The organism is Microvirga alba, assembly GCF_015694465.1.
GTDB classification, from domain to species: Bacteria; Pseudomonadota; Alphaproteobacteria; order Rhizobiales; family Beijerinckiaceae; genus Microvirga; species Microvirga alba.
Genome location: NZ_JADQDO010000002.1, coordinates 245,812 through 263,931 on the forward strand (window position 1 = coordinate 245,812; position 18,120 = coordinate 263,931).

18 protein-coding genes and 1 tRNA gene are annotated in these 18,120 nt (G+C 63.7%); 7 read left to right on the top strand and 12 right to left on the bottom strand.

Features of this window, described 5'->3' with window-relative positions; all coding sequences use genetic code 11:
• Window positions 1-128: 128 nt before the first annotated feature.
• Window positions 129-205: transfer RNA gene (locus tag I2H38_RS05485), tRNA-Arg, on the bottom strand.
• Window positions 206-330: 125 nt separating this feature from the next.
• Between I2H38_RS05485 and I2H38_RS05490 the strand changes: the two genes are divergently transcribed.
• Together I2H38_RS05490 and I2H38_RS05495 are read left to right on the top strand one after the other, a co-directional pair.
• A complete protein-coding gene (locus tag I2H38_RS05490) occupies window positions 331-1,134 on the top strand; it encodes a thermonuclease family protein (RefSeq protein ID WP_196270820.1) in 804 nt (267 codons plus the stop codon).
• Window positions 1,135-1,141: 7 nt separating this feature from the next.
• On the top strand, window positions 1,142-2,584 hold the full coding sequence (locus I2H38_RS05495; RefSeq protein ID WP_196270821.1) for a M48 family metalloprotease: 1,443 nt from the start codon (window positions 1,142-1,144) through the stop codon (window positions 2,582-2,584).
• 47 nt (window positions 2,585-2,631) lie between these two features.
• Here the strand turns inward: I2H38_RS05495 and I2H38_RS05500 are convergent, their stop codons facing one another.
• Together I2H38_RS05500 and I2H38_RS05505 are read right to left on the bottom strand one after the other, a co-directional pair.
• On the bottom strand, window positions 2,632-3,504 hold the full coding sequence (locus I2H38_RS05500) for an RNA polymerase factor sigma-32 (protein ID WP_196270822.1): 873 nt from the start codon (window positions 3,502-3,504) through the stop codon (window positions 2,632-2,634).
• Window positions 3,505-3,672: 168 nt separating this feature from the next.
• Window positions 3,673-4,260, bottom strand: a complete 588-nt coding sequence (locus I2H38_RS05505; protein ID WP_196270823.1) for a CarD family transcriptional regulator — start codon at window positions 4,258-4,260, stop codon at window positions 3,673-3,675.
• A gap of 190 nt (window positions 4,261-4,450) precedes the next feature.
• Between I2H38_RS05505 and I2H38_RS05510 the strand changes: the two genes are divergently transcribed.
• Entirely contained in the window at window positions 4,451-4,690 is a 240-nt protein-coding gene (locus tag I2H38_RS05510; RefSeq protein WP_196270824.1) for a hypothetical protein, read from the top strand.
• Between the two features lie 23 nt (window positions 4,691-4,713).
• Here the strand turns inward: I2H38_RS05510 and fdxA are convergent, their stop codons facing one another.
• The 4 genes from fdxA to I2H38_RS05530 form a co-directional block, all read right to left on the bottom strand.
• On the bottom strand, window positions 4,714-5,052 hold the full coding sequence (gene fdxA, locus I2H38_RS05515; protein WP_196270825.1) for a ferredoxin FdxA: 339 nt from the start codon (window positions 5,050-5,052) through the stop codon (window positions 4,714-4,716).
• A 55-nt stretch (window positions 5,053-5,107) separates the two neighbouring features.
• Window positions 5,108-5,410 (bottom strand): RNA-binding S4 domain-containing protein, encoded by a 303-nt coding sequence (locus tag I2H38_RS05520; protein WP_196270826.1) that lies wholly within the window; start codon window positions 5,408-5,410, stop codon window positions 5,108-5,110.
• A 14-nt stretch (window positions 5,411-5,424) separates the two neighbouring features.
• Window positions 5,425-8,511 carry a helicase-related protein gene (locus I2H38_RS05525; protein WP_196270827.1) on the bottom strand — a complete coding sequence of 1,029 codons (3,087 nt, stop codon included), beginning with the start codon at window positions 8,509-8,511 and terminating at the stop codon, window positions 5,425-5,427.
• Between the two features lie 182 nt (window positions 8,512-8,693).
• A complete protein-coding gene (locus tag I2H38_RS05530; protein ID WP_196270828.1) occupies window positions 8,694-9,539 on the bottom strand; it encodes a DUF3108 domain-containing protein in 846 nt (281 codons plus the stop codon).
• A 233-nt stretch (window positions 9,540-9,772) separates the two neighbouring features.
• Here I2H38_RS05530 and rpmB point away from each other — a divergent pair, with 233 nt between their 5' ends.
• Together rpmB and I2H38_RS05540 are read left to right on the top strand one after the other, a co-directional pair.
• The gene (rpmB, locus tag I2H38_RS05535; RefSeq protein WP_196270829.1) at window positions 9,773-10,063 is read left to right on the top strand and encodes a 50S ribosomal protein L28; all 291 of its coding nucleotides are present in this window, start codon (window positions 9,773-9,775) and stop codon (window positions 10,061-10,063) included.
• Window positions 10,064-10,142: 79 nt separating this feature from the next.
• Entirely contained in the window at window positions 10,143-10,772 is a 630-nt protein-coding gene (locus I2H38_RS05540; RefSeq protein ID WP_196270830.1) for a queuosine precursor transporter, read from the top strand.
• A gap of 10 nt (window positions 10,773-10,782) precedes the next feature.
• On the opposite strand, the gene I2H38_RS05545 is transcribed toward I2H38_RS05540, so the two are convergent.
• From I2H38_RS05545 to I2H38_RS05560, 4 genes are all read right to left on the bottom strand, one after another.
• Window positions 10,783-11,817: an esterase-like activity of phytase family protein gene (locus tag I2H38_RS05545; protein ID WP_196270831.1), complete on the bottom strand. Its 1,035-nt coding sequence runs from the start codon at window positions 11,815-11,817 to the stop codon at window positions 10,783-10,785.
• Window positions 11,818-11,886: 69 nt separating this feature from the next.
• Window positions 11,887-13,782, bottom strand: coding sequence for a cobaltochelatase subunit CobT (gene cobT, locus I2H38_RS05550; protein ID WP_196270832.1), 1,896 nt, complete (start codon window positions 13,780-13,782; stop codon window positions 11,887-11,889).
• A 149-nt stretch (window positions 13,783-13,931) separates the two neighbouring features.
• Window positions 13,932-14,921: a cobaltochelatase subunit CobS gene (gene cobS, locus I2H38_RS05555; RefSeq protein ID WP_196270833.1), complete on the bottom strand. Its 990-nt coding sequence runs from the start codon at window positions 14,919-14,921 to the stop codon at window positions 13,932-13,934.
• A 123-nt stretch (window positions 14,922-15,044) separates the two neighbouring features.
• Entirely contained in the window at window positions 15,045-15,674 is a 630-nt protein-coding gene (locus I2H38_RS05560; RefSeq protein WP_196270834.1) for a J domain-containing protein, read from the bottom strand.
• Between the two features lie 89 nt (window positions 15,675-15,763).
• Here I2H38_RS05560 and I2H38_RS05565 point away from each other — a divergent pair, with 89 nt between their 5' ends.
• Window positions 15,764-16,057 (top strand): BolA family protein, encoded by a 294-nt coding sequence (locus tag I2H38_RS05565; protein WP_196270835.1) that lies wholly within the window; start codon window positions 15,764-15,766, stop codon window positions 16,055-16,057.
• Window positions 16,058-16,170: 113 nt separating this feature from the next.
• Here the strand turns inward: I2H38_RS05565 and I2H38_RS05570 are convergent, their stop codons facing one another.
• A complete protein-coding gene (locus I2H38_RS05570; protein WP_196270836.1) occupies window positions 16,171-17,337 on the bottom strand; it encodes an acetyl-CoA acetyltransferase in 1,167 nt (388 codons plus the stop codon).
• Window positions 17,338-17,508: 171 nt separating this feature from the next.
• Here I2H38_RS05570 and I2H38_RS05575 point away from each other — a divergent pair, with 171 nt between their 5' ends.
• Window positions 17,509-18,087, top strand: a complete 579-nt coding sequence (locus I2H38_RS05575; RefSeq protein ID WP_196271324.1) for an LOG family protein — start codon at window positions 17,509-17,511, stop codon at window positions 18,085-18,087.
• Window positions 18,088-18,120: the final 33 nt, after the last annotated feature.

Consider the following 18,120-nt stretch of genomic DNA (forward strand, 5'->3'; position numbering starts at 1 on the left):
ATTGGCGAAGAATTCGGTCCGAAACGAATGGCGAACAACCGTTCGCCAAACCGGGACGACTGAAAGTGTCGACACACTGCCTTGGGGGCAGCAGAAAGAGAAAAATCTTTCACGGCCAATTATTTAGTTGGCGATCCCGGGAGGACTCGAACCTCCGACCTTCGGTTTAGGAAACCGCTGCTCTGTCCTGCTGAGCTACGGGACCGCTTGAGGGGATGAGTAGCACAATCCGCCGTCAGGTAAACTGGTGATGGACGCATCTCCCGCCAAGCTCCGCATGGCCGTTTTTTCGTGAACGGCTATGATCCGGGGATGAGACCGGGTCGGGCGATGCAAAATTCATGGGCTCTTGGCGTTGCGGTGGCTTTGGCGGCCTTGCCTGCAGCGGCGCAGGAGCGGCCTGCGCTCGTCACTCCGGCGACCTGCGCCGCGTCCGGCCAGCCAGATCGGCTCGAAGGCGTGACTCCGCAGGGAGATCTCGTGCTGTCCGCCGGCCGTCTGGCGAAACTTGCGGCGATCCGGCTGCCGGATGAGCCGTCTTTCCGCGGGCAGGCGTTGGTCTGGCTCCGCGCGCGGGTCGGACAAGCCCTTGTTGTCCAGGGGGCGCCGGAGCGTGATCGCTGGGACAGGCGTTCCGTGCGCATATGGCCATCGAATGACCTCAATACTGTCGATTTTGGCCGTGGCCTCGTCGAAGCCGGGCTCGCCCTGGTCGATCCAGCCGCCGCCGAGACATTCTGCCAGCCCGAATTGCTGGCTTTCGAGGAGAAAGCGCGGGAGCAAAGCCTTGGTCTCTGGCGGGATGACCGTTATAAGCCCATCAGCACTGAGCATGCCGACCGCTTGCGGGACCGGGTCGGGACCTTCGCGCTGGTTGAGGGCCGGGTCCGAAGCGTCGGTGAACGGGCGCAACGGACGTATTTGAATTTCGGGGGGCACTGGGCAGAGGATTTTACGATCGTCATTCCGAAGAAGACATGGAAATCGCTGGTGGATCGCGGCCTGGACGCCGCGGCGCTGAAGGGGCAGCGGATCAGGGTCCGAGGCATTTTGGAGCCTTGGCAGGGGACCTCGCTGACACTCCTCGTTCCGGAGATGATCGAACGCCTCGCGGGCGAGCGCCTGCCACGCTAATGACAGCATGAGGGAAAGACTGCTTTCACAAGGGGTACGGTTGATCGGCGGCGCGATGCTCGCCGCCTCGCTTGCCGGCTGCGCGGTCTTCGGCAACGGGGATGCCTCCCTGCCTGCCAACGCGCCGCGCGTCATCGGCCCGGAGTTGGAGAAAGATCGCGACCACCAGCGGCTCCTCGCAGCCTTCGGCGGCGAGGTCAGGGCACCTCAGCTTCAACGCCTGCTCACGGATGTCACGAACCGCCTCGTCATGGCGACCGACCGGCCCGACGAGGCCTATCAGGTCGCGATCCTGAATTCTCCCGTGGTCAATGCATTCGCGCTGCCGAATGGGCGTCTCTATGTCACGCGCGGGCTGCTGGCTCTGGCGAACGATTCCGCCGAGGTCGCGGCTGTGCTTTCTCACGAGATCGCTCATGTGACCTTACGTCACGCCTCCCAGCGCAACGAGATGCAGGCTCGCTCGACGCTAATCAAACGCGTCACGGAGAACGTGCTGAACGATGCGGCGCAAGCTGCCGTGGTGCAGAACCAGTCGCGATCGAGCCTCGCGAGTTTCTCCCGTTCGCAGGAACTCGAGGCTGACCGCATGGGCGTCCGGGTGCTCGCGCGGGCGGGTTTCGACCCCTATGGCGCGTCGCGTTTCCTGACCGCGCTGGGGCGTTCCGGCAGCGGCGGTCCCGCCACCGATGCAGCGGGGGCGGACATGATGGCCTCGCATCCCAGCACGAACGAGCGCACCTCGTTAGCGCTCCAGGCCGCTCGTCGCGTCAGCGCACCCGGCATCGGCGAGGCGGACCGAGCAGCTTATCTTTTCGCCCTGGACGGTATCGCCTTTGGCGATGATCCGGCGGACGGCGTCGTGAAGGGCCGTCGTTTCGTCCACGCGCGCTTGGGCGTGGCGTTCGAGGCCCCCGAGGGCTTCACGCTGGAAAACACCTCGCAGGCAGTTCTCGGCTCCTCGCAGGACGGGGCACGCCGGCTTTTGTTCGATGCGGCCGATACGCCAAGCGGTCAAAGCCTCGAAGACGTGCTGCGCTCAACCTGGAACGACACGATCGAGCCGGGCAGCCTCACGACGACGACGATCAAGGGCCTGCCGGTCGCCACGGCTTCTTCCACGGGAAAAGAGTGGCTGTTCCGGCTATCCGCCATTCGCATCGGGAACACGACGTATCGGCTCATCATGGCCGTGCGGAACGGCACCGGCGACCTTGAAGGCATGTTTCAGCGGACCCTCAATACGGTTCGCCAGGTTCATTCAGACGAGGCCCGCATGATCAGGCCCCTGACGCTCCAGATGGTCACGGCGCAACCGGGCGACACCGCGCAACGCCTCGCCGAACGCATGCCTGTCGACCGGGCGCTGGAGCGCTTCCTGCTGATCAACGGGCTTGAAAAGAACGGCCCGCTCAAGCCGGGCGAGCGCTACAAGGTCATCGTCGAGTAACCGGCGCAAAATCAACAGGTCAGAGTGCGTTTAAACGCAAGCGGACTCTAAACGAAAGCGCCCGATGCCTGCGGATGCTTCTCGATCAGGGCGCGTTTGAGCTTTTCCAAGGCGCGGTTTTCGATCTGCCGGACGCGTTCCTTCGAGATCCCGAGCCGGTCGCCCAGAAACTCCAGGGTCACCTGCTCCTCATCGAGCCGCCGCGCCCGCAGGATGCGCAGTTCGCGCTCGTTGAGCACTTCCAGCGCCTGCCGCAGCCACCGGACCCGGCGCTCGCTGTCGATGACCTCGCTGACGCTCTCGTCGGGCAACGGGCTGGTGTCCACCAGGAATTCGACCCGTTCCGCCGAATTGCCGGCATCGGCATCGAGAACGGGTGCGTTAAGAGAGGCGTCGGGAGCCGAGAGGCGGGCATCCATCAGCGCGACATCGGCCCGGGAAACCCCGATGGCGTCGGCGATCTTCTGATGGACTTCGCTTGCGATACGCTCCTCGCCGCCCCGGGTCAGGCGGGCGCGCAGACGGCGCAAGTTGAAGAAAAGAGCCTTCTGGGCGGAACTTGTTCCGCCTCGTACAATTGACCAGTTACGCAGGATGTAATCCTGGACCGAGGCGCGGATCCACCACGTGGCGTAGGTCGAGAACCGGACTTCGCGCTCGGGCTCGAAGCGCGCCGCGGCCTCGAGAAGACCCACGTGGCCTTCCTGAACCAGATCGGCCATGGGCAGTCCGTAATGTCGGAACCGGGCCGCCAGCGCAATCACAAGACGCATATGGGCGGCGGTGAGTTGGTGAAGAGCCGTTTCGTCGCCCTGGTCCTTCCATCGCACTGCGAGCAGGTGCTCCTCCTCCCGTTCGAGGAATGGAGCGTTCATGGCAGCACGCACAAACCGGCGACGAACCCCTGAGATTTCTCCCATCGTGTCCTCCCTTTGGCAGAGTCACAACGGGCGGCAGGGGAAAAAGTTCAGAGCAAAATAGCTAAGTTTCGAAAAATAGACTCCGATTTCCGGAAAACAAGGATCGCGACAATAAAAAAGCCCGGCTGGAACCGGGCTTTCTTGAATTCGCGAGAGAGGAACCTTCGATCAGGCAGCCTCTTCCTGCAGATCATCCGTATCGGCGTCACCCTCCGCCTCGGCACCTTTCGCGGCGCGGCGCGGCGACTTGGCGAGGCTCTGCTCGATGAGCTTCAGAGCTTCCGTGTCGGTGATCTTGTTGACGGCGGCAATCTCGCGCAACACCCGATCGAGGGCCGATTCATAGAGCTGACGCTCGCTGTAGGACTGCTCCGGCTGGGCGTCCGAGCGGTAGAGATCGCGCACGACTTCGGTCACGGCGATCAGATCGCCCGAATTGATCTTGGCCTCATATTCCTGCGCACGACGCGACCACATGGTACGCTTGATGCGGGCGCGACCGGTCAGCACATCCAGGGCCTTCTGCACAAGAGCCGGCTCGGCGAGCTTGCGCATGCCGACGCTGGTGGCTTTCGCGGTCGGGACGCGCAAAACCATCTTGTCCTTGTCGAAGGAAACCACGAACAGCTCCAGCTTGAATCCCGCGATCTCCTGCTCCTCGACGGCCGTGATACGGCCGACGCCATGAGCGGGGTAAACAATCGCTTCGCCGGTCTTGAAAGCTAGGCGCTGGGCGGACTTCTTGGCGGTCGTCATGCGAGAGAGGCCTCCTTGCATGGTCCCCGCCTTACGGCGAGGGCGCTTTAATTTCGTCCGGCAGGGCCCGGAGAAACGATAAAAACTGATTGCGGAACTTGACGGCTCCGCGCATATCCCTGATTAAGCCGACAGATAGAAACGCGCGAAATACTGACTTGCGGTAGCCAGCCTCTTCGCGTCATGGGTCGTGCGTCATTACTTCATTTTGTTCGACCGCCTACCTGCGGTATCGGCGCGCTTTTTCGGCGCAAGCGACGGTATTTGTGGACCGTATCACAGTCCGGCCGAAAAAGCAAAAATATTTCAGGAACAGCGTAAAGAAGTGACGCTTATGGCAAGGCTTCCGGATGGGAATGGAAGAACGCCGACGCTGGCCGTCTCTTTCCCCTATCCATTTCTGATCAATAAATTTTTCCGGGCCGATTGATTTCAGCCATCCAGGTTTGCGTCCTAGTCGCCTTCGCCGGGATTAGCCGAAAAGTACTTCTCGAATTTGCCCGTCACGCCATCGAAATCTTTGGCGTCGGCGGGGGCATCTTTCTTCTGGGTAATATTGGGCCAGCTCTTCGCCATGTCGGCGTTGATCTTCAGCCATTGCTCAAGACCGGGCTCCGCGTCGGGTTTGATCGCCTCGGCGGGACATTCCGGCTCGCAGACGCCACAATCGATGCACTCGTCCGGGTGGATGACGAGCATGTTCTCGCCCTCGTAGAAGCAATCGACCGGACACACTTCCACGCAGTCCATGTATTTGCACTTGATGCAATTATCCGTGACGACGTAGGTCATGACCGGTCCTTTATCGAGGGTCAGTTCGAGAATATAGGCGCGAGTTGGCGTCGCTCTAACCCTTGCCGCTGTCGCTGACAAGCGTACCATTGTCTGGGCCGAGCGTGACGTAGAGCTGCCTTGCTTCCGTTGCAGGGCCCCGACGCACGCCGAGGTCCTCCACCCGCACCAGAATCGTCGTCCGTGCGAGCGCCACGGTCACCACATCGCCGACCGCAACGGCCTTTGCCGCGTCGGTGGCGCGCTGGCCGTTGACCCGCACGAAGCCGCTCGTGACGAGCTTCGCCGCAAGAGTCCGGCTCTTCGCGAAGCGTGCGAACCACAGCCACTTGTCCAGCCGCTGGCGGTCCTCACGCATCGGGAATCAGCACCTCACTTCTTGCTGTCCTCAAGCTGCGCCTTGAGGGCCATGAGCTTAGCGAAGGGCGAATTCGGGTCCGGCTGCTTTTCGCGGCGCTCGTGGCCGCCATCGCGGCGTGCCTCGATGCGCTTCTCGGGACGCGGCCCGCGACGGTCATCGGGACGGCCGGGCCCACGCGGCGGACGATTTTGCGGCCGACCGCCCTCGCCTTGCCCCTCGCGACGGTCGGGGCGGCGATCCTGACGTGGCGGGCGCTCGCCAGAGGGACGCTCGCCAGAGTGTCGTTCGCCCTGGGAGCGCTCCGCCTGTCCGTCGCCGTGGCGCGGACGCCGGTCGCCCCGGTCGGGACGGCCACGGCCCTGGCGGGGCTGCCCACCTTCCTGATGGCGGCGGTGCTGACGCCAGACCTCGATCATGAGCGCCTCGGCGACAGGCTCCGCAGCCTCCTCCGAAGCCGGAGCTTCAACCGAAGGCGCATCCACGGCAACCGTTGCGGCCTCTGTCGTGGGAGTTTCGACAGGAGCCTCCACGACCGGGGCTTCGTCGGTCGTCTCGATCGCGGGGGCGGTCTCGCCTTCCGTCGCAGGAGCCGGAGCCTCCACCACGCGCGGCGCGGACACCAGCGGCACGGTGATCGCCGGTCCGTTGCGACGCTCCATCACGTAGCCGAGCGACTTCAGAATGGTGGCAAAATCCTCGCCGGCGCAGCCCACGAGCGAAGTCATGGACACGGTCGGGACGAAGCCCTCGCCATCCGCCGTGCCCGCCGGCGGCTCGCCAGGGGTGACGCCCGGACGATAGGCAATGGCCGGGCGGATCAGATCCGCCAGCCGCTCCAGGATGTCGACGCGCACAGCCCGGCCGCCGCAGACACGGAAGCCCGCCGCGCGGTAGAGGCCCGCCGCGATATCGGTGTCGACCGGGATCGAGGTCCGCCCGGATTGGGCGAGATGCGCAATCTCGTCGATGCCCTTCTGGTCGAGGCCGCCATTCTGGAGCGCCCAGAGCTGCGCCGCGAGAGTGCGGGGAGCGGGCTTCAACAGGGCAGGCAGGTAAAGGTGATAAGCACCGAACCGGATTCCGGCCTTCCGCAGGGCCCCGCGGGCCTCCTGGTCGAGGCTGCGCACGTCGTTCAGCACCTTGGCGCGCTCCAGCACGCCGAGCGCCTCGCCGATCTGGAACGCGATGCCACGGGCAAGGCCGGTCAGTTCGGCGCTGCTTTCGAGCTGAATCAGGGGGCCGAGCAGGCGCACGACATAGGCCTTGAGCCAGGCGCGCAGGCGATTCTCGACCTTTTCGTGGGCCGGACCGGTCAATTGCTCGTCGGAGAGGACGCGCAGGCGCGGCTCGAAAATCTTGTCGCCGGGCTCGAGCTTCGCCACCGGGTCGCCCATCCAGCGGATGGTGCCGTCATTGGAGAGCACGAGCAGGGTATCTGGCGTTTCGGCGAACCGATCCGCCCGCGCTTCGATTTCCCCGGCCAAGGCTTTGCTGGCCGCATTACGCAGGGTCTTGGCTTCCGTGGCATCGGCCTGGGGATCAGGCACGAAATGAAAGCCATGCAGGTGGCCAATGTGCTGACCCTCGACCGTAACATCGCCGGAGGTCGTAATTTCCGCTTCGAGCATCGTGTTCTCTCTCAAGCGCCGCATGAGAACGCTCGTGCGCCGATCAATAAAGCGCTGGGCGAGACGTTCATGGAGCGCGTCCGATAACTTGTCCTCTACCTGACGCGCAACACCCTGCCAATGCTCTGGGTCCTTTAACCAGTCAGGACGGTTAGCGACGAAGGACCACGTACGGACCTGTGCTATCCGGTTGGAGAGGGTGTCGATGTCCCCGTCAGTCCGGTCCATCGCCAGGAGATGGCGGGAAAACCAGTCGGCCGGAATCGCCCGGTCCGTCATGAGGAAACGATAGAGCTGGCCTATCAGATCCGCATGGGTCTGCGGCGAAACCTTACGATAATCCGGTACTTGGCAGACCTGCCAGAGGCGTTCCACCGCGATCTTCGAGCGGCTGAGGGCCTGGATGTCGTCTTCCCGCGCCAGCAATTCGAGCGCCGCCACGTCCTCGCCCATGGGCGCACGCACCAGGCCATGCTCGCGGGGCTGTTGCGCGAGAGAATCACGCAGGCGGCCAAGGGATGAAAAATCGAGATCCGGGTTGCGCCATTGCAGAATACGCAGGGGATCGAAGGTGTGATTCTCTAACGCCTCGACGGTTTCCGCATCGAAAGACGGGCAACGGCCCGTCGTGCCGAAGGTCCCGTCGCGCAGATGGCGGCCCGCGCGGCCGGCGATCTGCGCCAGTTCCGCAGGGTAAAGTTTGCGAAACCGGAATCCGTCGAATTTTTTGTCCGAGGCGAAGGCGACATGATCGACGTCGAGATTGAGCCCCATGCCGATGGCGTCGGTGGCAACGAGATATTCCACATCGCCGGACTGATAGAGCTCCACCTGAGCGTTGCGGGTCCGGGGCGACAGCGCCCCCAGAACCACCGCCGCGCCGCCGCGTTGGCGTCGGATCAGCTCCGCGATGGCATAGACCTCCTCCGCCGAGAAGGCGACGATGGCGGTGCGCCGGGGCAGCCGCGAGACTTTTTTCTCGCCCGCGAAGGTCAGTTTCGACAGGCGCGGCCGGGTCACGACGTGGACATGCGGAATCAGCGCCTCGATCAACGGACGCATGGTGCTGGAGCCGATGAGCAGCGTCTCATCCCGCCCACGCTGGTTCAACAGACGGTCCGTGAACACATGCCCCCGGTCGAGATCGCTGGCGAGCTGGATCTCGTCCACGGCGACGAAGGCGAGGTCCAGATCGCGCGGCATCGCCTCGACAGTCGAGATCCAATAACGCGGCTTGTCCGGCTTGATCTTCTCCTCGCCGGTCACCAGGGCAACGTTGTGCGCGCCCGCCCTTTCCACCACCCGTTGATAGACTTCGCGGGCGAGCAGCCGCAGCGGCAGGCCGATCATGCCGCTCTCATGGCCGAGCATCCGCTCGATGGCGAGGTGCGTCTTGCCCGTATTGGTGGGGCCGAGCACGGCTGTCACGCCGCGCGCGCGCATTTGCGGGAGAAGGGAACGGCGGGCCATACCTGGTTCGGTTTTGCGGGGTCTGATCCCGGTGAGAGCTTCGAGAGGCCCCGTGGCCGACATCCGGCGCAAGCGGCGTTCTCACATGGCGGCGGGGTGCTCTGAAGCGGCCCTGCTGCCGGTTGAGCCTTTATATGGGGGTTTGCATCGGGCGCGCTACGGCCGCGTGGCGCTTTGAACGCTTATTGCGCCGCGCCGGCCTTCACGGCCTGATCGGCGGAAATCGGGATCGCCTGAGATGCGCCATCGATCGCCCAATTCGAGGCCACGATCAGGCTCATGCCGACCATGGTGCGAACCGCGATCCGCACGGGGACGAGAACGCGCGGCCCCTCAACCGGGGCCAGCCAGACCGACATGTCCTTGTTGTCCTCCATGAATTTCGTGGAAGGACGCAAGGACCGGTGGCCGGAAATGGCGACATAGCGCGCGTTGCAGACCAGAACCGGCCCCCGGTAACCCGGCAGGTCGGCTTTTTTCGTCTCGGCATAGCTCAAGACCACGTCGAACCGCGCCGCCCCGTCGAAAACCGGGATGGTGCGGTTGCAATTGGCCGCATCGGTGAGGCTTCCGGTCGCAAGGGCTGGCATGAGAAGCGCGCTGACGGGATCGACGACGCCTTTCTTGTGATCGTCCATCACCGGCACCCGGTCGGGCTTTTCGTCGATGGGCGGCACGATCTCGACCGCCGCGACGCTCCCCTCCGTGAGGCCCATGCGCACGGTGCGCTGATCGCTGGAGGAACGGGAGGTCACTGCGAAGGCAGCCGGTTGCGGCTGAGGTCCGACGAGGGCACCGGACGCGGTCGCCGCGCCCCTGCCGCCGGTCAGCATCTTGGCAAGACCGGACAGCTTCACGCCCGCCTGCATCTTGTATTTCGGCCCCTCGAAGGTCGAGGACAGGTCGGCCTTGCCGAGGGGAAGGCCCGCGAGGCTGATGTCGTAATCCGCCTTGAGCGTCTGTGCCTCGCTCCGCGAGCCGACGCCGATGAGGGCCAGGGTCATAAGTGCTGAGGCGATGAGGCGCATGGGGTGTTCCGAGAAGTCTACCCTGTTACATCGCACGCGAATCCGAATAAATCGTGACCACGATGTTGCAAAAAATCAGGCTCCGGCTCCGCACTATTCTTGACGGCCCCCCCGGTTTCGGCCTATAGCCTCGCACCTTCCAAGGACTTCTGGTGTCCGGCGGCGTGGGATCTGCGTTGAAGCAAACCCGCGAAACTCAAGCCGCGACGCCCTGTGATAATAGGATTGAACCCATGTCGCGCCGTTGCGAACTGACCGGCAAGGCCGTGCTGAGTGGCCACCTCGTGAGCCACTCGAACCGCAAGACGAAGCGGAAGTTCCTGCCGAACCTCTGCAACGTCACGCTGCAATCGGACACGCTTCAGCGCTCCGTGCGCCTGCGTGTCTCCGCCAATGCGCTCCGCTCGGTCGAGCATCGCGGCGGCCTCGATGCCTTCCTCGCCAAGGCGAAGGCGGACGAGCTGTCGATGAACGCCCGCACGATCAAGCGCGAGATCGAGAAGAAGCTCGCCGCCGCGAGCTGATCTCGGATTTCAGCACAATTCGCGCAGCGGGCGGCCTCACAGCCGCCCGTTTTGCGTTGCCTGTTCAGGAATGGACCCCATGACCGCTCTGGATCGTCGCGATTTCGGAATCGCACTCGCCGCCATGACCGTGGTGGTGCTGTCGTCGAATATCCTGGTCCAGTATCCGTTCCATGCCTGGGGCCTTCAGGATTATTTCACCTGGGGCGCCTTTACCTATCCCTTCTCCTTCCTCGTGACGGAGTTGGCCAACCGGCGCTTCGGGCCGAAGGGTGCTCGCCGGGTCGTCTATGTGGGCTTCGTCCTCGCGGTCGTGCTCTCGGTGATCCTCGCGACGCCACGCATCGCCATCGCCTCGGGAACCGCCTTCCTGACGGCGCAGCTTCTGGACATCTCGATCTTCTCGCGCCTTCGCGACCGCGCCTGGTGGCTGCCGCCCTTCGCCTCCTCGACAATTTCGGCCGCGGTCGACACGATGCTCTTCTTCTCGATCGCGTTTTATTGCGGGGCCATCCCAGGCACCGAGCTGACCATCAGCGCCGTCCTGAATCAGGCCGGCATCGCAGATGAATGCATTGCATTGCCGTGGGTTACGTTGGCTCTTGCCGATTATGGCGTCAAACTGACCCTCTCCGCCGTCTCGATCATCCCCTACGGCGCGATGCTCCGGGTCATGCGCCCGGCCCTGATCCAGCGCAGCGCGGCCTGAGGCACATCGCTCAGGCTTTCAACGCGAATTCCAGCAGCAGTGTTTTCTGAAACGGACTGAAATTATCGTCCGAGATCAGGGTCAGGACGGTCTCGCCTCCCTCCTGGTGGACCGCCAATCCTTCCATGTTGTCGATCTGGTGGGATGAATCGCTCTCGAAGATCACCGCACCATCCACCTCGACATCAGGCTTGATCGCGTCGGCCGCGACACGGCGCATGCGGATGCGGAAACCCTCGAAAAGCGAAAAATGCCGCTCCAGCAGCAGCATCTCTCCGCTGGGCAGGAACGCCAGATCGCTGATGTCATAGCCCTTCGCCCGCCGGACCCAGAATGCGCCCCGGCGCGGGCCGGTCACGATGAAGCCCCGGGTCGGCTCATCAGCGTCGCCCGAGCGCTCCGCGATGGCGATGACGGACCCGGCCAAGGGCGAGCGAGGTGGCGCGACGCCGATGGCCTCAAGGCTCCGGTTGCTGGGCAGATCCTTGATCTCCCCCCGGATCGCCTCGGGCAGGGTCAGCAGGGTGCCCCGCGCCGCCACTCCCGAAGCGCCCCAGTCGAACCGCATGATCGCGTGCTTGCGCTCGATGCCCACATACGCGACCCCATTCTCGATGGTGAGGCTCTCGGTGTCGTAATAGCCCGTGCTGCCCAGGGGCCGTCCGTTCTCATGGAGAAGAGGCGCAAGCTTCGCCTCCGCAAGGCCGGAAAGACGGCCATCGGAGGTCTGCACGCGGGCGGTCAGCCATTGGGCGTTGTCGGCGACGGAGACGAGCCGCGCGCCGTCGGGCGAGCGCCACAAGGCGGAGAAACCGCCGAACCGGCTGTCAGATGAGCGCAGGTCAAGCCCGCCCCGAAACAGGAGGTCGCCGAAGCGATTGCGGCTTTGATCGGTCACCGAGAAATGGTCGATCGGCCTCGCAGAAATGTCGATGGGAGTGATCGCAGCAGCAGCCCGTGGGCGCGCAAGCGTACGCTCCGCAACGACGGCCGCGGCGGCGGTGACACCGCCGCCGATCAGGAACAAACGCCGATTGAGCCTCATTCGCCGATCCCGCGCCCGCCGCCTGTGTCGGGGGGCCCATCACGGTGATAGGGCGTCACGAAGGGGCGATCAAGCAACGGCCCGGCGGCGGCGGGGAGCCCTTGAGGGCAACGGCGGATTCTCTTCGAAGAGTTCCGCCAGCTTCTCGGTCATGACGCCGCCGAGCTCCTCGGCGTCAACGATGGTCACCGCGCGGCGATAATAGCGCGTCACGTCGTGGCCGATGCCGATGGCGATGAGTTCGACCGGCGAGCGTGTCTCGATCTCGTCGATGATGTAGCGCAGATGCCGTTCGAGATAATTGCCCGGATTGACCGACAAGGTGGAATCGTCCACCGGCGCGCCATCGGAAATGACCATCATGATGCGCCGCTGCTCGGGTCGCGAGAGCAGGCGCTTATGCGCCCAATCCAGCGCCTCGCCGTCGATATTCTCCTTCAGGAGTCCCTCACGCATCATCAAGCCGAGGTTTTTCCGCGCACGCCGCCACGGGGCGTCCGCCGATTTGTAGATGATGTGGCGCAGGTCGTTGAGGCGGCCGGGATTGGCGGGCTTGGCGTTCTGCAGCCACATCTCGCGCGATTGCCCGCCCTTCCAGGCCCGTGTGGTGAAGCCGAGAATCTCGACCTTCACGCCGCAGCGTTCCAGCGTGCGGGCGAGAATGTCGGCGCAGGTCGCGGCGACCGTGATCGGGCGTCCGCGCATCGAGCCGGAATTGTCGAGCAGCAGCGTCACCACCGTGTCGCGGAAATTGGTGTCCTGCTCGTGCTTGAAGGTGAGCGGCTGGAACGGGTCCATGACCACGCGCGGCAAACGCGCCGGATCGAGGATGCCCTCTTCGAGATCGAACTCCCAGGCCCGGTTCTGCTGCGCCAGGAGACGGCGCTGCAGGCGGTTCGCCAAGCGCCCGACCACGCCCTGGAGATGGGCGAGCTGTTTGTCGAGATAGGCGCGAAGCCGCGTCAACTCATCGGAATCGCAGAGATCCTCCGCATGGACGACCTCGTCGAATTTGTGCGTGAACGCCTTGTAGTCCGGCCCGCGTGCCTCGTTCGATCGTGACGGCGGACGCCAGGATTCACCGGCTTCATCCGCGTCGGCCTCGTCGGCCTCGTCGGGCATTTCGCCGGAAGGGCCATCGGCATCTTCCGCCGTGCCCTCTTCCATCTCGTCGCTCGAATCCTCGCCAGCCTCGACCTCGGCCTGGTCGCCTTGCGCTTCCTGGCCCGATTCGCCCTCGGCTTGCTGCTGATCCTGCTCGGATTCGTTCTCTTCCTCGTTCTCCTCGTCTTCTTCGTTGAAGGCTGCCTCATCGGCCATGTCGAGGGAGGAGAGAATCTCGCGGATGCCGCGCGCGAAATCGCGCTGGCTTTCGATGTTCTTGAGCAGGCTGTCGAGATCGTGCCCGGCACGATCCTCAACGAAGTCGCGCCAGAGATTGACAATCTTCGTCGCCGCCGGCGGCGGCTTCTGGCCGGTCAGGCGTTCGCGCACCATGAGCGCGACCGCGTCCTCAAGAGGCGCGTCGGCACGGTCGGTGATTTCTTCGTATTTGCCGCCGCGATGATAGCGGTCTTCGAGCATGGCGGAGATGTTGGAAGCCACCCCGCTCATGCGGCGCGAGCCGATGGATTCGACGCGTGCCTGCTCGACCGCATCGAAAACCGCGCGCGCCGCCTGACCTTCCGGCGCAAGCCGGCGATGGAGCGTCGCATCATGGCAGGCGAGACGCAGAGCCATGGAATCCGCGTTGCCGCGCAGGATCGCCACGTCATGCGGCGTCAGACGCCGGGGCGGCTCGGGCAGACGGGCCTTGTCGCCCATGAGCGCGGGGCGATCAGAGGCGAAGGTCACCTCGAGATCCTGCTTACGGGCAATCGCCTTCATGCAGCCGGCGATGGAGCGCTTCAGCGGCTCCGCCGGCGCTTCCTTCTTCTCACCTGGCTTGCGGTTCGAGATGGACATGGCTGTCGGTCATTTCCGATAAGCCCTCATTCTGAGGAGGCCATAGGCCGTCTCGAACAACGAGGGCGCTTCCAGAGAATTCTGGACCCGGCATCCTGATCCTTCGAGACGCTACGCTCCTCAGGATGAGGATGCCTGATCGTTGCTTTTTAGCTCAGCACGATATTCACCGCGCTCTCGGGCAATTCCTTGCCGAAAGAGCGCTGATAGAACTCGGCGACCAGCGCCCGCTCCAACTCGTCGCACTTGTTGAGGAAGGTGACGCGGAACGAAAAGCCCGTATCGCCGAAGATCTCGGCGTTCTCGGCCCAGGTGATGACCGTGCGCGGGCTCATGACGGTCGAGAGATCGCCGTTCATGAAGGCGCTGCGGGTCAGATCGGCCACGCGCACCATCTTGTTGACGATATCGCGGCCCTCCGCGCTGTCCTGATAGTGCTTCGCCTTGGAGAGGACGATGTCCACTTCCTTGTCGTGCGGCAGGTAGTTGAGGGTCGTGACGATCGACCAGCGGTCCATCTGGCCCTGGTTGATCTGCTGCGTGCCGTGATAGAGGCCCGACGTATCGCCCAAGCCCACCGTGTTGGCGGTCGCGAAGAGACGGAAAGCCGGATGCGGCTTGATCACCCGCTTCTGGTCGAGAAGCGTCAGCTTGCCCGACTGCTCGAGCACGCGCTGGATCACGAACATCACGTCCGGACGGCCGGCATCGTATTCGTCGAACACCAAGGCCACGTTGTGCTGCAGGGCCCAGGGCAGGATGCCGTCCTGGAACGCCGTGACCTGCTTGCCCTCTTGCAGAACGATGGCGTCCTTGCCGACGAGGTCAATACGGGAGACGTGACTGTCCAGATTGACGCGCACGCAGGGCCAGTTCAGGCGGGCCGCGACCTGCTCGATGTGGGTCGACTTGCCGGTGCCGTGATAGCCCGTGATCATGACGCGACGGTTGCGGGCGAAGCCCGCGAGGATGGCGAGCGTCGTTTCCCGGTCAAACAGGTAATCCGGATCGAGATCCGGCACATGCTCCTCGGCTTGCGAAAACGCCGGAACTTCAAGATCCGAATCGATGCCGAAGACCTGTCGCACCGACACTTTCATGTCGGGCAGTTGGGTCGTGGTGTCGGTTTGTGCCGTCATAGGGGCCTCTCGATCGGATTGAAAAACGCTTCGTTTGCTAGTGTGTCGCTGGCTTCTTACCGCTCACGGCGGCATGGCGCAATTTCCTAAGAGCTTAACTGGGTTGCATTAAACAGCCCTGTTTCAGCACAGGCCGGCGGTCTTCAGGGCGTCATGCGCCTTGATGATGTCCCGCAAACGCTCCTCGAAGGAGCGGTCGCCGCCATTGGCGTCCGGATGGAAGCGCTTCACCAGCGCCTTGTACTGGGCCTTGATCGCCGGTCCGTCGGCGGTTTCATCGAGACCCAAAATGTCGAGCGCCCGCCGGACCTGGCCGGTATAGCGCGGCTTTTTCGGTTCGGCCGGGGTTCGGCGCTGCCGGCCCTGCCGGAAATCGGCGCCATTCAGAACGCCCAACGGATCGAAATAAGCCCAATCCCGAGGCTCCGCCTTGACGCCCTCGCCTTCCGCCTTGGCGGCGGAATTGACGCCCATGGCCCAGGTCGGCCGGTGGCCGATGATGGCGTCCTTCTGATAGGCCGCCACCGCGTTGTCCGACATGCCGGAAAAATAATTGTACGATGCGTTGTATTCGCGCACATGGGCGAGGCAGAAGCGCCAATATTGCCCCTCATGCTCACGCCCCTTCGGTGCACGATACATCCCCTCCGCCTTGCAGGACGGATGCTCGCAGACCGGTCCGTTGGTCTCGCGCGGCTCGTCGCAGGACGGCTTGATGCGGATGCTATCGAAAAGAGGCGAATTGAGATCCATGATGATGCGATTATGAGTGGCTTAAAGGCTGGAGCCAAGGGCTTAGCGCTTTTCGCCGCAGATACGTTCAAAAAGGCTTACAAAACAGCATGACCCTCGCCGCTTGGATCAAAGAAGAACTGCAGGAACGCCTGCAACCGGCCGAACTCGCTGTCACGGATGAGTCGGAGCAGCATCACGGCCATGCCGGATGGCGCGAGGGGGGCGAAACCCACTTCCGCATTCATATCGTATCGGAAGCCTTCACCGGCAAGAGCCGCGTCGAGCGTCACCGCCTTGTGAACGAGACGCTTAAAGGCGCCTTCGCGAAGGGTTTGCACGCACTCGCCATCGAAGCCCGCGCGCCGGGCGAGCCCGATCCGCGCGCGAGCCGGCGCACCTGAGCGACGCTAGGGCATGTCCGGATCGGAAAACCGGTTCCCACTTTTCCGGGACATAATTCTAACGGTGCATGTCCTGCTCGGAAAACCGGTTCCCACTTTTCCGGGACATGCCTCTACTTGATTCGCTCGAGCACGCTGACGTAGTTCGCGACCGCCGCACCACCCATGTTGAAGATGCCGCCGAGCACCGGGTTCTTGACCTGGATGCCCCCGGCTTCCTCGCAGAGCTGCATGGCGGAGAGCGCATGCATCGAGACGCCGGTCGCGCCGATCGGATGCCCCTTCGCCTTCAGCCCGCCGGATGGATTCACGGGGAGCTTGCCGTCGCGATTCGTCCAGCCCTCCTTGACCGCAATGGCCCCCTGCCCTTGGGGCGTCAGGCCCATCGCCTCGTATTCGATGAGTTCGGCGATGGTGAAGCAATCATGGGTCTCGACGAAAGACAGGTCGGTGAGCTGAATCCCGGCCTGGTCGAGCGCCCGCCGCCAGGCTTCGGCGCAGCCCTCGAACTTCACGATGTCGCGCTTCGACATCGGCAGGAAATCCTGGGCATGGGCGGTGGCGCGGAAGGCGACCGCGCGTTTCATGCGCAAGGCCGTTTCCGTATCGGCAATGATAAGCGCCGCCGCGCCATCCGAGACGAGCGAACAATCGGTGCGCTTCAAGGGCCCGGCGACGAACGGATTCTTCTCGCTCTCGGCGCGGCAGAACGCGTAGCCGAGGTCCTTGCGCATCTGGGCGTAGGGATTATCGACTCCGTTCTTGTGGTTCTTGGCCGCGATCAGCGCCAGCGCATCCGATTGATCGCCATGGCGCTGGAAATACAGGGCCGCGATCTTGCCGAACACGCCGGCAAAGCCGCCCTTGGTGTCGCCATCTTCGGGCAGATAGGAGGCTCTGAGGAGAATGTTGCCGATCTCCGGCCCCGGCGTCGTCGTCATCTGCTCGACGCCGACCACCAGCACTGTCCTGGCGCGCCGCGCCTCGATGGTCTTGATGGCCTGATGAACCGCCGCCGAGCCGGTCGCGCAGGCGTTTTCGACCCGGGTCGCGGGTTTGAAACGGAACTTGTCGCTGGTCTGGAACACGAGCGAGGCAGTGAATTCCTGAGGCGAGAAGCCACCGTTGAAATGGCCGAGCACGACCTCGTCCACGTCCTCCGGGCCGATTCCGGCATGAGCCATCGCCTCGCTCGCGACACGGACGATCAGGCTCTCGACCGTCTCGTTATCGAGCTTCCCAAAGGGCGTATGGGCCCACCCGACGATACAGGCCGTCATCGGCGCTTCCTCCAAAATCATGAGTTGTTGTCACAAAGATGGGGCTATTCGCGACACCCGGCAAGCTCGGCCATCAGGAGCGCATGACGGACATGTGTGCAAAGCCGCCGGCCGCGCCTTGTCTGTCAGGGGCATCTCATGATCCATGAGGGGAAAATGAAAGGGATTCCCATGCGCCTCTGCGTCTTCTGCGGCTCGAGCCCGGGCAACGATCCGATCTACCTGCAAGCGGCCCGGGACCTAGGCACGGCGCTGGCGAAGGCGGGTGTCGAGCTCGTCTATGGCGGCGCTTCGGTCGGCCTGATGGGCGCGGTCGCCGATGCTGCGCTCGCGGCCGGTGGCCATGTGATCGGGGTGATGCCGCAATCGCTCTTCGACAAGGAGATCGCGCACCGGGGCCTGAGCGATCTGCGCGTCGTCGGGTCCATGCACGAGCGCAAGGCGCTCATGGCCGAGCTTGCGGATGGTTTCATTGCGCTGCCGGGCGGCATCGGCACGTTTGAGGAATTGTTCGAGGTCTGGACCTGGGCGCAGCTCGGCTATCACGGAAAGCCCTGCGCGCTCTTCAACGCAGGCGGCTTCTACGACAAGCTCATCGACTTCCTCGACGACGTCGTGACGAAGGGATTCGTCAAGCCGCCCCATCGCGCCATGCTGATCGTCGAACAGGAGCCCGAGGCGATGATCCGCGCGGTCCGGGCCTATGAGCCGCCGGTTGTCATCAAATGGATCAAGACCGGCGAGGAATGATCGGCATCCTCGCCGGATTGATGTGTGACGGAA

Coding starts and splice junctions, on each gene's coding strand:
- rpmB (WP_196270829.1), top strand. CDS start 9,773: ATGTCGCGCCGTTGCGAACTGACCGGCAAGGCCGTGCTGAGTGGCCAC.
- I2H38_RS05570 (WP_196270836.1), bottom strand. CDS start 17,337: ATGACGGCCTGTATCGTCGGGTGGGCCCATACGCCCTTTGGGAAGCTC.
- I2H38_RS05520 (WP_196270826.1), bottom strand. CDS start 5,410: ATGCGTGAGGACCGCCAGCGGCTGGACAAGTGGCTGTGGTTCGCACGC.
- I2H38_RS05525 (WP_196270827.1), bottom strand. CDS start 8,511: ATGGCCCGCCGTTCCCTTCTCCCGCAAATGCGCGCGCGCGGCGTGACA.
- I2H38_RS05575 (WP_196271324.1), top strand. CDS start 17,509: ATGCGCCTCTGCGTCTTCTGCGGCTCGAGCCCGGGCAACGATCCGATC.
- cobS (WP_196270833.1), bottom strand. CDS start 14,921: ATGACGGCACAAACCGACACCACGACCCAACTGCCCGACATGAAAGTG.
- I2H38_RS05490 (WP_196270820.1), top strand. CDS start 331: ATGCAAAATTCATGGGCTCTTGGCGTTGCGGTGGCTTTGGCGGCCTTG.
- I2H38_RS05560 (WP_196270834.1), bottom strand. CDS start 15,674: ATGGATCTCAATTCGCCTCTTTTCGATAGCATCCGCATCAAGCCGTCC.
- I2H38_RS05545 (WP_196270831.1), bottom strand. CDS start 11,817: ATGAGGCTCAATCGGCGTTTGTTCCTGATCGGCGGCGGTGTCACCGCC.
- fdxA (WP_196270825.1), bottom strand. CDS start 5,052: ATGACCTACGTCGTCACGGATAATTGCATCAAGTGCAAATACATGGAC.
- cobT (WP_196270832.1), bottom strand. CDS start 13,782: ATGTCCATCTCGAACCGCAAGCCAGGTGAGAAGAAGGAAGCGCCGGCG.
- I2H38_RS05565 (WP_196270835.1), top strand. CDS start 15,764: ATGACCCTCGCCGCTTGGATCAAAGAAGAACTGCAGGAACGCCTGCAA.
- I2H38_RS05495 (WP_196270821.1), top strand. CDS start 1,142: ATGAGGGAAAGACTGCTTTCACAAGGGGTACGGTTGATCGGCGGCGCG.
- I2H38_RS05500 (WP_196270822.1), bottom strand. CDS start 3,504: ATGGGAGAAATCTCAGGGGTTCGTCGCCGGTTTGTGCGTGCTGCCATG.
- I2H38_RS05505 (WP_196270823.1), bottom strand. CDS start 4,260: ATGACGACCGCCAAGAAGTCCGCCCAGCGCCTAGCTTTCAAGACCGGC.
- I2H38_RS05530 (WP_196270828.1), bottom strand. CDS start 9,539: ATGCGCCTCATCGCCTCAGCACTTATGACCCTGGCCCTCATCGGCGTC.
- I2H38_RS05540 (WP_196270830.1), top strand. CDS start 10,143: ATGACCGCTCTGGATCGTCGCGATTTCGGAATCGCACTCGCCGCCATG.